Genomic DNA, 13,172 nt, shown 5'->3' with positions numbered 1-13,172 from the left:
AGGCCGGATTAACCGGCCTTTGAGCATTAGCGCAAGCGTTACGCCTGGTATTTACGCAGGGTCAGCGTGGCGTTGGTGCCACCGAAGCCGAAGCTGTTGGACATCACCGTGGTCAGCGCTTTTTCGGTTGGCTGCGTCACAATGTTCATGCCCTTCGCTGCGTCATCCAGCTGTTCCACGTTAATGCTTGGCGCGATGAAGCTGTGCTCCAGCATCAGCAGAGTGTAAATCGCTTCCTGCACACCTGCCGCACCCAGCGAGTGACCGGTCATGGCTTTGGTCGCAGAGATGTATGGCGTGTTGTCGCCAAACACTTCGCGAATTGCGCCCAGCTCTTTCACGTCGCCGACTGGCGTTGACGTGCCGTGGGTGTTGAGGTAGTCGATTGGCGTATCCAGCCCCTGCATCGCCATCTTCATGCAACGCACCGCGCCTTCGCCTGACGGTGCCACCATGTCAGCGCCGTCAGAGGTTGCGCCATAGCCGACGATCTCAGCGTAGATGTGGGCACCACGCGCCAGCGCATGCTCCAGCTCTTCAACCACCACCATACCGCCGCCGCCGGCGATCACGAAACCGTCACGGCTGGCATCGTAAGTACGCGACGCTTTTTCCGGGGTTTCGTTGTACTTCGTCGAGAGCGCGCCCATGGCGTCGAACTCACAGGCCATTTCCCAGCTCAGCTCTTCGCCGCCGCCAGCAAATACCACATCCTGTTTGCCCAGCTGAATCTGCTCCACCGCGTTGCCGATGCAGTGTGCTGACGTCGCGCACGCCGAGCTGATGGAGTAGTTAACGCCGTGGATTTTGAACGGCGTGGCCAGGCAGGCAGAGACACCGGACGCCATCGCTTTGGTCACCACGTACGGGCCAACGCCTTTCAGACCGCGCGGGCCACGCATCGCGTCGGCACCGAACACCTGATAACGCGGGGAACCGCCACCGGAACCGGCAATCAGACCAACACGCGGGTTGTTCTGGTACTGCTCATCCGTCAGGCCGGAATCTTTGATTGCTTCTGCCATCGACAGATAGGCATAGATTGAGGCATCACTCATGAAACGCACGATTTTGCGATCGATGAGCCCGTTAGTGTCCAGTTTGACGTTACCCCATACATGGCTGCGCATGCCGGCATCTTTCATCTCTTCGGAGAAAGTGATTCCGGAACGGCCTTCACGCAGGGAAGCCAGCACTTCCTGCTGGTTATTACCAATACTGGAAACGATACCCAGGCCAGTAATCACTGCACGTTTCATTCAATAGTCCTCATTCCACTTCTTTTGGATTGACGTGCACTCTAGCTTACAGTTGTACGCCGAACAAGTCCGATCAGCCATTTCCTTTTGTAAATTTGCGTCATGTGACGCCACTCGCTAAAATCGCGCCACTGCCTGAAAAATGAGCCTTTCCCGTGAAGTTATCCCCGGTTGAACACGCGCAATTAAACTGGAACGATCAGGGTACACCTGTTTCCCGAGCGTTCGACGACGTCTATTTCTCCAACGACAACGGACTGGAGGAGACGCGCTATGTGTTCCTCGACGGTAACCATCTTCCGCAGCGATTTGCCGCACATCCGCGCGATCTGTTCATCGTTGCCGAGAGCGGTTTTGGCACCGGACTCAACTTTCTTACCCTGTGGCAGGCGTTCGATCGCTTCCGCGCCGCCCATCCGCAAGCCAGCTTGCGCCGCCTGCACTTCATCAGCTGCGAAAAATACCCGCTGACCCACGCCGATCTGGTGAGCGCGCACGCGCGCTGGCCGGAACTGGCCCCGTGGGCCGGACAGCTACAGCAGCAGTGGCCGCTGGCCCTGCCCGGCTGTCAGCGCCTGCTGTTCAATGGCGGCGAGGTGACGCTGGATCTGTGGCTGGGTGATATTAACGCGCTGATTGATACTTTTGATGACAGCCTCAACGGCCAGGTTGACGCGTGGTTTTTAGATGGCTTCGCGCCGGCGAAAAATCCGGAGATGTGGACGCCTTCGCTGTTCGCCGCCATGGCGCGGCTGGCGCGTCCCGGCGGCACCTTCGCCACCTTTACCTCGGCGGGCTTTGTGCGGCGGGGCTTACAGCAGGCCGGGTTCAGCGTGGCGAAGCGCAAAGGGTTCGGCCACAAGCGTGAAATGCTGACCGGCGTGCTGGACAGCGCCCCCGGGCAGCTAGCGGCTCAGCCGTGGTATGCGCGTCCGCAGGCCACCAGCCGCGAGGTGGCGCTGATTGGCGGCGGCGTGGCCAGCGCGGTGCTGGCGCTGGCGCTGCTGCGGCGTGGCTGGCAGGTTACGCTGTACTGCGCCGATGCCGCCCCGGCGCTCGGCGCATCGGGTAATCGTCAGGGCGCGCTCTATCCGCTGCTTAACCAGCACGATCCGGCGCTCGCCACGTTTTTCCCGGCGGCATTCAGCTTTGCCCGCCGCCTGTACGATGCGCTGCCGGTGATGTTCGAACATCAGTGGAGCGGCGTGCTGCAGCTCGGCTGGGATGCCAAAAGCGCGGAGAAGATCGCGCAGATGCTGAGCATGGATCTGCCGCACGCGCTGGCGCACGGCGTCAGCCCGCAGCAGGCGCAACAGCTGGCCGGCGTCGATCTCGACTGCGGCGGCATTTTCTATCCGCAGGGCGGCTGGCTGTCGCCGTCACAGCTCACCAGCAATCTGCTGGAGTATGCCCAGACTCAGGGGCTGCGCATGCACTGGCTGCATCGCGTGACGCAGCTGGTCCGCCAGCAGGCAGGCTGGACGCTGCAGTTCGCTCAACAGCCTGCGGTAAGCCATCAGCAGGTGGTGCTGGCCAACGGCCATGCGCTGCAGGCGATCGGGCAAAGCCGCGATTTGCCGGTGTATGCGGTGGCCGGTCAGGTCAGCCATGTGCCGACCAACGCGGCGCTGAACCCGCTGCGCACCGTGCTGTGTTACGACGGCTATCTCACCCCGGTCAGCCCGAACTTTGCCACGCACTGCATCGGTGCCAGCTACCATCGCGGTGAAACGACAACCGCTTTCCGCGCCGACGATCAGCAGGAGAATCGCCAGCGGCTGATTAACTGTCTGCCGCAGGTTAGCTGGCCGACGCAGGTTGACGTCAGCGCTGATGAAGCGCGCAGCGGCGTGCGCTGCGCCACGCGCGATCATCTGCCGATGAGCGGCAGCGTCCCGGATTACACGGCGACGCTCAGTGAGTATGCGGATTTACCGGCGCAGCGCGCGCGCGGCGAGCAGATTGCGGAAGCGCCGGTGCATCCCGGCCTGTTCGTGCTCGGCGCACTGGGGTCGCGCGGACTGTGCAGCGCGCCGCTGGCAGCAGAAGTGCTGGCGGCACAAATGAGTGGCGAGCCGCAGCCGCTGGACAGCAGCACGCTGGCGGCGCTGCATCCCAACCGTTACTGGGTGCGCAAATTGCTGAAAGGGAAAAAGGCAGGACGCTAAAGCGCGGGGCGAGCGATCGCCCCGGCCAGTCAGGCAGTGAGGCGCGCCTGGGTAAACAGGTTATCCCACATACCCACCACCAGCGCCTGGTCGCGCGGCGACAGTTCACCGGCGGCGATGGCGTTTTGCAGGCTGTTGGTGACCTGAATTTGCAGCGCTTCCGGCGTGTGTTCGCCGCTCTGCTCAATTTCCGCTACTGCCAGCGTCAGATGGCCACGCAGATAACCGCTGGCAAACAGTTCGTCGTCGCTGGCGTGTTCGACCATATCGTCAATCAGCGCCAGAATGCGGGACTCGAATTCTACGATCATCTTCTCATCATCCTTCATTTATCGGAGTGCGGCTCACAGATCTTCCGGCCACGGAAACTGTGCCGCCGTCAGTGCAGGCGTACCATAATAGCTGGCTAACGCATCAATAAAGCGCGCCGGACGCGCCGGAATGCCGTGCTGCAGATAATGCATCACCTGCGCATGCACCTTGCGCTGAAACGCGATGCGATCCGGTTCACAATCGCCGTCGAGATTGTCACAGCTGACGTTGAAGGGAAAGCCGGCTGCCACACAGAACAGCCACTCCAGCGCCTGCGGCTTAATCTCCACCGCTTCAAACTGGCCCTGCGTTTGCGCATCGCGCCCGTCCGGGCAGTACCAGTAACCAAAATCCACCAGCTTACGCCGCGCTTCACCGGCAATGCACCAGTGCGAAATTTCGTGCAGCGCGCTGGCGTAAAAGCCATGGGCAAACACCACGCGGTGCCACGGCGAGGTGTCATCCGCTGGAAGATAAATAGGTTCATCATCGCCTTTAATTAGACGCGTCTGAAAATCGTCAGCAAAGCAGCCGTCAAAAATCTCCACCAGCTGCTGATAATGGTGCTCTTTACTCATAATATTTTAATCTTTAAACAAACCGCCGCCATTGTCGCACTGGCGGCCGGTTTTGACGAGTGCGGATTACAGTGCGGCAAACCAGGCGAGAATGACACTGCCGTGGCTGTCCCACAACAGCTTAGCGCTCATGACGGCAGACACTGTCACCACCATCGGGCGAATCAGCTTCTGACCGCGGCTCAGCACCAGCCTGGCGCCGAGGCGTGCGCCAATAAACGCCCCCAGCAGCATAATCACGCCGGTGCCCCACACCACCTTGCCGCCGAACATAAAGAACAGCAGACTGGCGAAGTTGGAGGTGAAATTTAGGATTTTGGCGTGGGCGGTGGCTTTGGCCAGATTGAAGCCGCAAAGCGTGACGAAGGCCAGCGCATAAAACGAGCCGGCACCCGGGCCGAAGAAGCCATCGTAAAAGCCGACGCAGCCGCCGCCCACCAGCGCAAACGCCAGGCCGTGCAGACGCTGCTCGCGATCGGCCTCGCCGAGACGCGGCATCAGCAGGAACCACAGCCCGATGCTGATCAGCAGCAGCGGCAGAATCTGGCGCAGTATCTCAGCCTGAATATGCTGAATCAGCAGCGTTCCGCCAATCGCGCCGAGAAAGGTCATGGCGATATTCAGCCGCTGCTCGCGCAGTTTCACCGCGCCGCGCCGCACAAAATAGAGGCTGGCCGAGAAGGAGCCACCGACCGATTGCAGCTTGTTGGTCGCCAGCGCCTGCGCCGGCGAAAGACCGGCCGCCAGCAGCGACGGCACGGTCAGCAGACCGCCACCGCCGGCGATGGAATCAATAAAGGCCGCCAGCACCGCGACCAGAAACAGCACGCCAAGCACTACCGGGCTGACAACAAACAGATCCATCTCAGGTTCCTACAGTAGATGCTTATCAAGTAACGCCTGGCAGGAAGGCGGCAACGGCGGCGGCGACTTCTTCACCGGCGGCGTAGTGCCCGGCTTCTTCGGCAGGAACCAGCTCTCCAGCTCTGCGCCGCAGCCATCGCCCGGCGGTGGTGGCGCCTGATCTTCACACTCCAGGCTGCCCGGCGGACAGCGCAGGCGCACGTGCATGTGTGCCCGATGGGCAAACCACGGCCGCACTTTGTTGAGCCACGCACGATCGCTACCGGCATCGGCACAAAGCTGCTTTTTAATCGCCGGATTGACGAAGATGCGCGTGACGTCGTCATCTTTCGCCGCCAGCTTGATCAGGCTGTCGATCTGCGGCTGCCAGTGACGCGCGATCACCTGGCGGTCGTCCGGCCCAACCAGATCGAGCGGCTGCGGCTTCAGCAGCTGCTGTGCCGTCCAGCGGCTCTGCGGCAGCTGCAGCCAGATATCCACGTCGAGGCCGGTCTGATGGCTGGCGTGGCCGCTGCTGAAACGTCCGCCGGCGGCCATGCCCATATCACCAATCAGCACCTGGCCCAGCTGCAGCTGATGCACCTGGGTGCTGAGGCGCTGGATAAAGGCGATCAGGTCCGGATGGCCGTAATAACGACGCTGATCCTGACGCATCACCTGATAGTTGGGCGAGTTGAGCGGCAGCTGCTGCGCCCCGACGATACAGCCGTTGGCAAAGCTGCCGATGGACTGCGGGCTGCCGGCAATCGGTTGATGGATTTGCTGCCACGGCGTGGCAGCCAGGCTGACCGCACTGCACAGCAGCGCGGCAAGGGAGAGAAGCAGGCGACGTATCATGCGGCTTACCAGCGCGGGACGCTGCTGTTGACGTCAGCGTTCTGCCCACGCTGGCGCAGCAGGTGATCCATCAGCACAATCGCCATCATTGCTTCCGCGATCGGGACCGCGCGGATGCCAACACAGGGATCGTGACGGCCTTTGGTAATCATCTCCACTTCCGCGCCGTCGCGGGTGATGGTGTTGCCCGGCACGGTGATGCTGGAAGTGGGCTTCATCGCCAGGTTGGCGCTGATGGTCTGACCGCTGCTGATCCCGCCGAGAATGCCGCCGGCATGGTTGCTTTGAAAACCGTTGCTGCGGATTTCATCACGGTGCTGACTGCCGCGCTGGTTGATTACCGCGAAACCATCACCGATCTCCACGCCTTTCACCGCGTTGATGCTCATTAGCGCGTGCGCCAGATCGGCGTCAAGGCGATCGAACACCGGCTCACCGAGGCCCGGCGGCACGTTTTCGGCCATCACCGTGACTTTGGCACCGATGGAGTCACCCTCTTTTTTCAGCGCGCGCATCAGTTCGTCCAGCGCATCGAGTTGGTCGGCATCGGGGCAGAAAAAGGGGTTATCTTCCACGATACTCCAGTCTTTCAGCTCGCAGGCGATGTCGCCAATCTGCGCCAGATAGCCGCGCACCACGATACCGTGCTTCATCTGCAGATACTTTTTAGCAATGGCACCGGCCGCCACGCGCATCGCGGTTTCGCGGGCCGAGGACCGGCCGCCGCCGCGATAGTCGCGCAGACCATATTTTTGCTCGTAGGTGTAATCCGCATGGCCGGGACGGAACAGATCTTTAATCGCGCTGTAATCCTGCGAACGCTGGTCGGTGTTTTCAATCAGCAGACCGATGGAAGTGCCGGTGGTGACACCTTCAAACACGCCGGACAATATCTTCACCTGATCCGGTTCGCGACGCTGGGTGGTATAGCGCGAAGTGCCGGGACGACGGCGGTCAAGATCGTGCTGAATATCGGCTTCGGTCAGCGGGATGCCGGGCGGCACACCATCAACAATGCAGCCAAGCGCAATACCGTGCGACTCGCCAAAGGTGGTAACGCGAAAAAGTTGTCCGATGCTGTTTCCGGCCATGGGGGTTCCTTGTTGCGATGTTGCGGGCGAGCGCTCGCCCCGATTTTTAGTCTTTATAGAATGAGAAGTGCGACTGCGCTGCGACGATTTGATCGCGCGTCAGCATGAACACGCCGTCACCGCCGTTATCAAACTCCAGCCAGGTAAAAGGCACGTCCGGATACTGCTCCATCATGTGCACCATGCTGTTACCGACTTCGCAAATCAGCACGCCCTGCTCGCTGAGGTAGTCCGGCGCGCAGGCCAGGATGCGGCGCACCAGCTTCAGGCCGTCGCTGCCCGCGGCCAGACCGAGTTCCGGCTCGTGGCGATATTCGTTCGGCAGGTCGTCCATGTCTTCGGCATCGACGTAGGGCGGATTGGTGACGATCAGATCATATTTAACCTGCGGCAGATTGCGGAACAGATCGGCGCGAATCGGCGTGACGTGATGCAGCAGCCCGTGCTCTTCAATATTCTGTTCAGCCACGGCCAGCGCGTCGGTGGAGATATCCACGGCATCCACTTCCGCTTCCGGGAAGGCGTACGCACAGGCGATGGCGATGCAGCCGCTGCCGGTGCACATGTCGAGAATATGGCGCGGCGCGCCGTCGATCAGGCCGGCAAAGCGGTTTTCGATCAGCTCGCCAATCGGTGAACGCGGCACCAGCACGCGCTCATCGACATAGAATTCATGGCCGCAGAACCAGGCTTTGTTGGTGAGGTAGGCCACCGGAATGCGCTCGTTAACGCGACGGATTACGCGTTCCACGATGCGGTGACGTTCGCTGGCGGTCAGGCGCGCGTGGCGCATGTCTTCCGGAATATCCAGCGGCAGCCACAGCGTCGGCAGCACCAGTTGGACCGCTTCGTCCCAGGGATTGTCCGTGCCGTGGCCGTACCAGATGCCCGCCGCCGAAAAGCGGCTTACTGCCCAGCGCAGCATATCCTGAATGGTGTGCAGTTCGTTCACTGCCTCATCGACGAAAATCTTGTCCACGTAGCCCTCCGCAGGCCATAAAATCAATCGGCCGATAGTGTGCCATGAAGCCGGGCAGAATTCAGCGCAGCGAGGTGAAAAAGCTGACATTTGTTGACGCTTAGCGGTAAGGTAACGGCCAGACACCCGCCATTTCTGATGATTCACTGAGACATGAGTAAAAAGACGCCGCTAAGCCAGGACGACCAGGCGCTGTTCCGCCAGCTAATGAGCGGTACGCGCCAGCTGAAACAGGATACGATCGTGCACAAACCGGCAGTGAAAAGCCGTGAAGTGCCGCTGAAGCGGCTGCTGTCTGAGCAGGCCGATAACAGCCATTATTTCTCCGATGAGTTTCAGCCCCTGCTCTCCAGCGACGGGCCGACGCGCTACGTACGCGCCGACGTCAGCCATTACGAGCTGAAAAAATTACGGCGTGGCGATTACACGCCAGAGATTTTTCTCGATCTGCACGGGTTAACCCAGCTCCAGGCGAAACAGGAACTCGGCGCGCTGATTGCCGCCTGCCGCCGCGAGCATATTTTTTGTGCCAGCGTGATGACCGGCCACGGCAAGCACATTCTCAAGCAGCAAACCCCGCTCTGGCTGGCACAGCATCCGCACGTGATGGCCTTCCATCAGGCACCCAAACTGTTTGGCGGCGACGCCGCGCTGCTGGTATTGATTGAAGTCGAAGAGTGGCAGCCGCCGGAATTACCCTGACAGGCCAGGATTAGGGAATATTGCGCTTAATATTCCCCAAAATAATTCAGGTTGCAGCAAGGCGGCAAGGAAATGAATCCCCGGGAGCTTACATTAGTAAGTGACTGGGGTGAATTGACGCAGCCAACGCTGCTGCGGCCTGAAATATGACGGGGAATCCCCAGGAGCTTACGTGAATAAGTGACTGGGGTGAATTGACGCAGCCAACGCAGCTTCAGCCTGAAGTATGACGGGGAATTACATGGCTTTGGCTAATTTGGCCGGACTCACCTGCCACGCCAGCTTGCCTTCACAGGCGTCGGCATCAAACTCCACGCAGGCAATGGCGGAGGTGGCGAACATCGGTGGCGCTTCCTGCGGGCAGAGTTCGGAAACCAGATAGCCGACCAGCGGCAGATGCGAAATCACCAGCACCGCGTGCGCACCCTGCACTGCCAGCGCCTGTAAATGACAGGCGACCATGCCCGGATCGCCGCCTGGCGTCAGTTCTGGCAGCACTTCCTGCCCTTCCGGCAGTTTCAGCGCTTCACGTACCGTGGCGAGCGTTTGCCCGGCGCGCAGATAAGGGCTGACCAGCACCTTATCGATTCCCGGCGTCTGACCATTCAGCCAGCTCGCCATCTGACGTGATTCGTCGCAGCCACACAGGGTGAGAGGACGAACCGCATCACTCGCTGCTTCCAGAGCTGCGTCGCCGTGACGCATGATAAAAACTTGCATAAAGCACCGCTGTTGTTTGTCGATATCGCCGGGTACCACAGCACCAGACGCTTCATTCTGCGAATGAACGCTGTGTTTTACCCCAATGGCTTGAGTATAGTCAACCGGTTGTTTATTAAATAAGCACATCTCAGAATAGTGCCGCGCCAGGCACTGCGCGGCCCCGATTCTAACCCGCTGAATCCGTGCGGCTATTCATGAATGTGCAGAAGTGTAAAAATTCGTTTTCCCTTCTGACATTGCCACTAACGCGTCACAGGGCGTAAAACGCTCGCCGTATTGCTGCATTAATGTACGTAATGTATTGACGATCTCGCCCGCATCACGCTGGTCAATATAGCGGAACGGCCCGCCGAGAAACGGCGGAAACCCGATGCCAAACACTGCCGCGATGTCGCCATCGCGGGCGCTGCGGATCACCGCTTCGTCGAGACAACGTACCGCCTCGTTAAGCATCAGCATCACACAGCGCGTGGCGATCTGCTGCTCGCTCTGTTTCGCCTGGGGTTTTAACTGTAGCAGGCGGTACAGACTGGCATCGGCCTGACGTTTGCGCGGCCAGCGCGTGCGCTGATAATCATAAAAGCCTTTCTGGTTTTTGCGCCCTTTGCGATCGTCGGCCAGGATAGCGCTCACCGCCTGCGGCGCGCTGAAGCGTGAACCGTAGGCCTGTTCGAGAATCGGGCTGATTTTGCTGCCGACATCAATACCGACTTCATCCAGCAGCTGCAGCGGGCCGACCGGGAAACCAAATTTCACCAGTGCGCTATCAATGTGTTCAATGGGCTCGCCCTCCAGCAGACAGCGCATGGCTTCATTTATATAGGGCGCGAGAATGCGGTTAACATAAAAGCCGGGACGGTCAGCCACCACCACGGCGGTTTTGCCCTGACGACGCGCCAGATCCACCGTGGTGGCCAGCGTCTGTGCTGAAGTGCCGCTATGCGGAATCACCTCGACCAGCGGCATCTTGTCTACCGGACTGAAGAAGTGCAGGCCGATAACATTCTCCGGGCGCTGCGCGCCGGCGGCGATCTGCGCAATCGGCAGCGAGGAGGTGTTAGACGCAAAGATAGTGTGCGGCTGACAGTGTTCTTCAATCTCGGCCACCATTTGCTGCTTCAGCGCCAGATCCTCAAACACCGCTTCGATCACCAGATCGCGCTGGCGGAAGCCCTGATAATCGGTGCCGCCGCTGATGCGCGCCATCTGCTGCTGGCGTTCCGCCGGCTTGAGCTGGCGCCGTTTTACCTTTTTGCTCAGCAAATCCCAGCTGTACTGCAGCGCGTGGTTAACGCCGTTCAGGTTGATATCGCGGATTCGCACCGGCAGACCGGCTTTCAGCGCGGTGACGCTGGCAATCCCACCGCCCATCAGCCCGCCGCCCAGCACGCCAATCTGCTGCAGCGGGCGCGGCGGCGCATCCGCCATCGGCTCTTTCTTCAGGGCGGTGGACGCAAAAAACAGGCTGCGCAGCGCGGCCGACTGCGCGGTCATCGCCAGCTCGCCAAACGCGCGCGCTTCCGCGGCGTGACCGGCGGCGCTGCCCTGCTCCAGCCCGATGCGTACCACCTGCAAAATGCGGTCGGTGGCCGGATAGTTACCGTGGGTTTTACCATCGGTCTGGCGTTTGGCCAGCGTAAACAGCAGCGGACGCGCCAGCGGCCCCTGCAGCAGGCGATCGCGGCGCGACAGGCTGCGTGCGGCGTGCTTTCCTTTATGTACACGTGCCACGGCGGTTGCCAGCAGTATCGCCTGCGGCACCGCATCATCCACCAGGCCAAGCTTTAGCGCCTGCTTAGCGCGCAGCTGTTTGCCGCTGAGGATCAGCGGCAGCGCCTGCTGCACACCAATCAGACGCGGCAACCGCTGGGTGCCGCCGGAACCGGGCAACAGGCCGAGCTGCACCTCCGGCAGGCCAAGACGGGTTTTCTCATCCAGCGAGCAGATGCGCGCATCGCAGGCCAGCGCCAGCTCCAGCCCGCCGCCAAGACAGGTTCCATGAATAGCGGCAACCACCGGGAACGGCAGCGCGGCGATCTCCGCCATCACTTCCTGTCCCTGGCGCGCCAGCGCTTCAGCCTGCTGAGCCGTTTCACAACGGGCGATCATGCTGATGTCCGCGCCGGCGATGAAGTTGTCACGTTTGCCCGAAATCAGCACGATGCCCGCCAGCTGCGCATCGCTGCGCGCCTCCGCCAGCACCGCGCGGATTTGCGACACAAACTCCGCTTTCAGGGTGTTCATCTTTTCGCCCGGCACATCAATGGTGATCACCGCAACGTGATCCGGACGCATCTGTAAATGGAATGCAGATTCGCTCATTATTCGGCCTCCAGAACCATCGCGCTGCCCAATCCGCCAGCGGCACAGGCGGTTACCAGCCCTAAACCGCCGCCGCGCCGCCGTAATTCATGCAGCGTCTGCGTGATCATGCGCGCGCCGGTGGCGGCGAACGGATGGCCGTAGGCGATGGATCCGCCCAGCACGTTGAAACGCGTCTCGTCGACTTCGCCCAGCGCGCGATCGCGCTTCAGCACCTCGCGCGCAAAACGTTCATCGTTAAATAGTTTGAGGTTAGCCAGCGTCTGCGCGGCAAAGGCTTCATGCATGTCGATCAGCGTCAGATCGCCCAGGGTAATGCCGGCGCGATCCAGCGCCAGCGGTGATGCATAAGCCGGTCCGAGCAACATGTCCTGCCAGACATCAATCGCAGCAAACGCATAGCTGCGCAGGTAACCGAGCGGTGTAATGCCCAGCTCGCGCGCGCGCCCTTCGCGCATCAGAATCAGCGCCGCCGCGCCATCGGTCAGCGGCGTGCTGTTGGCCGCGGTGACCGAGCCGTGGCGACGTTCAAACGCCGGACGCAGCTTTGCATAATCCGCCGCACTGGCGTTAAAGCGAATGTTGTTGTCCTGCTCAATCGGTGCTTTCCACGGCGGCACAAACGCCGGCATCACTTCCTGCGCCAGCACGCCGGATTGCCAGGCCTGTGCTGCACGCTGGTGCGAGCGCAGCGCCAGCGCGTCCTGCTGCTCACGCGTGATGCCGTGCGTTTTGGCCATCTGCTCGGCGGTGTCGCCCATGCGTAAACCGGTGGAGTATTCCGCCACGGCCGGCGGCACCGGCAACAGATCGCGTGGGCGCAGGCGGCGTAAGATGTGTAATTTTTTGCTCAGGGTGCGGGCTTTATTGAGATCAACCAGCGCGCGCGCCAGCGTTTTGCTGACGCCAATCGGCAGCACCGAGGAGGAGTCAGCGCCACCGGCAATACCTGCATCAATGGTCCCGGCCATCAGGCTTTCCGCCACGTTGGCCACTGCCTGAAAGCTGGTGGCGCAGGCGCGGCTCACGCTGTAGGCATCGGTGTGCACGCTCAGTCCGCTGCTTAGCACGATTTCACGCGCGATGTTGGGGGCTTCCGGCATCTGCACCACCTGGCCGAACACCAGCTGATCGATCACCTCCACCGGCAATTCGCTGCGCGCCATTAATTCGCTGACCACCATGCGCCCCAGCTCCAGCGCCGGAATGCCGTGAAAGTCGCTTGCCTGGCGGGCAAACGGGGTGCGTAATCCGTGGGTAATGGCGATACGTTCGCCCTGACGCGTCAGCAGCGGCTGCGCTTTGCTCATTGCACTCACCTGTAATTTACGACCTGA

General features: G+C 60.9%; 12 protein-coding genes. 2 read left to right on the top strand and 10 right to left on the bottom strand.

Annotated elements, in window-relative coordinates; all coding sequences use genetic code 11:
• Positions 1–38 precede the first annotated feature (38 nt).
• Positions 39–1,259 (bottom strand): beta-ketoacyl-ACP synthase I, encoded by a 1,221-nt coding sequence (gene fabB, locus AC6I8P_RS06150; RefSeq protein WP_021509164.1) that lies wholly within the window; start codon positions 1,257–1,259, stop codon positions 39–41.
• Positions 1,260–1,414: 155 nt separating this feature from the next.
• On the opposite strand from fabB, the gene mnmC reads away from it, so the two are divergent.
• Positions 1,415–3,427: a bifunctional tRNA (5-methylaminomethyl-2-thiouridine)(34)-methyltransferase MnmC2/FAD-dependent 5-carboxymethylaminomethyl-2-thiouridine(34) oxidoreductase MnmC1 gene (gene mnmC, locus AC6I8P_RS06145; protein WP_498031061.1), complete on the top strand. Its 2,013-nt coding sequence runs from the start codon at positions 1,415–1,417 to the stop codon at positions 3,425–3,427.
• 29 nt (positions 3,428–3,456) lie between these two features.
• On the opposite strand, the gene AC6I8P_RS06140 is transcribed toward mnmC, so the two are convergent.
• The 6 genes from AC6I8P_RS06140 to prmB all read right to left on the bottom strand — a co-directional run bounded on the left by AC6I8P_RS06140 (position 3,457) and on the right by prmB (position 8,088).
• Entirely contained in the window at positions 3,457–3,738 is a 282-nt protein-coding gene (locus AC6I8P_RS06140) for a YfcL family protein (protein WP_010617478.1), read from the bottom strand.
• Positions 3,739–3,771: 33 nt separating this feature from the next.
• Complete coding sequence (locus AC6I8P_RS06135) at positions 3,772–4,317, bottom strand: elongation factor P hydroxylase (RefSeq protein WP_021509161.1); 546 nt, start codon at positions 4,315–4,317, stop codon at positions 3,772–3,774.
• 66 nt (positions 4,318–4,383) lie between these two features.
• Entirely contained in the window at positions 4,384–5,181 is a 798-nt protein-coding gene (locus AC6I8P_RS06130) for a sulfite exporter TauE/SafE family protein (protein ID WP_058758411.1), read from the bottom strand.
• Positions 5,182–5,190: 9 nt separating this feature from the next.
• The gene (gene mepA / locus AC6I8P_RS06125; RefSeq protein ID WP_498031060.1) at positions 5,191–6,018 is read right to left on the bottom strand and encodes a penicillin-insensitive murein endopeptidase; all 828 of its coding nucleotides are present in this window, start codon (positions 6,016–6,018) and stop codon (positions 5,191–5,193) included.
• Positions 6,019–6,023: 5 nt separating this feature from the next.
• On the bottom strand, positions 6,024–7,109 hold the full coding sequence (gene aroC, locus AC6I8P_RS06120) for a chorismate synthase (protein ID WP_058758410.1): 1,086 nt from the start codon (positions 7,107–7,109) through the stop codon (positions 6,024–6,026).
• Between the two features lie 46 nt (positions 7,110–7,155).
• Positions 7,156–8,088 carry a 50S ribosomal protein L3 N(5)-glutamine methyltransferase gene (gene prmB, locus AC6I8P_RS06115; RefSeq protein ID WP_021509157.1) on the bottom strand — a complete coding sequence of 311 codons (933 nt, stop codon included), beginning with the start codon at positions 8,086–8,088 and terminating at the stop codon, positions 7,156–7,158.
• A 153-nt stretch (positions 8,089–8,241) separates the two neighbouring features.
• On the opposite strand from prmB, the gene smrB reads away from it, so the two are divergent.
• Entirely contained in the window at positions 8,242–8,790 is a 549-nt protein-coding gene (gene smrB / locus AC6I8P_RS06110; protein WP_021509156.1) for an endonuclease SmrB, read from the top strand.
• A gap of 237 nt (positions 8,791–9,027) precedes the next feature.
• Here smrB and sixA read toward each other — a convergent pair whose 3' ends face one another.
• The 3 genes from sixA to fadI form a co-directional block, all read right to left on the bottom strand.
• Entirely contained in the window at positions 9,028–9,510 is a 483-nt protein-coding gene (gene sixA / locus AC6I8P_RS06105; RefSeq protein WP_021509155.1) for a phosphohistidine phosphatase SixA, read from the bottom strand.
• Positions 9,511–9,705: 195 nt separating this feature from the next.
• Positions 9,706–11,835, bottom strand: a complete 2,130-nt coding sequence (gene fadJ, locus AC6I8P_RS06100; protein ID WP_498031059.1) for a fatty acid oxidation complex subunit alpha FadJ — start codon at positions 11,833–11,835, stop codon at positions 9,706–9,708.
• Entirely contained in the window at positions 11,835–13,145 is a 1,311-nt protein-coding gene (fadI, locus tag AC6I8P_RS06095; protein ID WP_498031058.1) for an acetyl-CoA C-acyltransferase FadI, read from the bottom strand. The genes fadJ and fadI overlap by 1 nt, the downstream gene beginning before the upstream one ends.
• Positions 13,146–13,172 lie beyond the last annotated feature (27 nt).

Source organism: gamma proteobacterium symbiont of Lampromicra miyakona (assembly GCF_059730895.1).
Note: the sequence above shows the minus strand (reverse complement) of the source record. Positions and strands in the feature narration are given on the sequence as shown.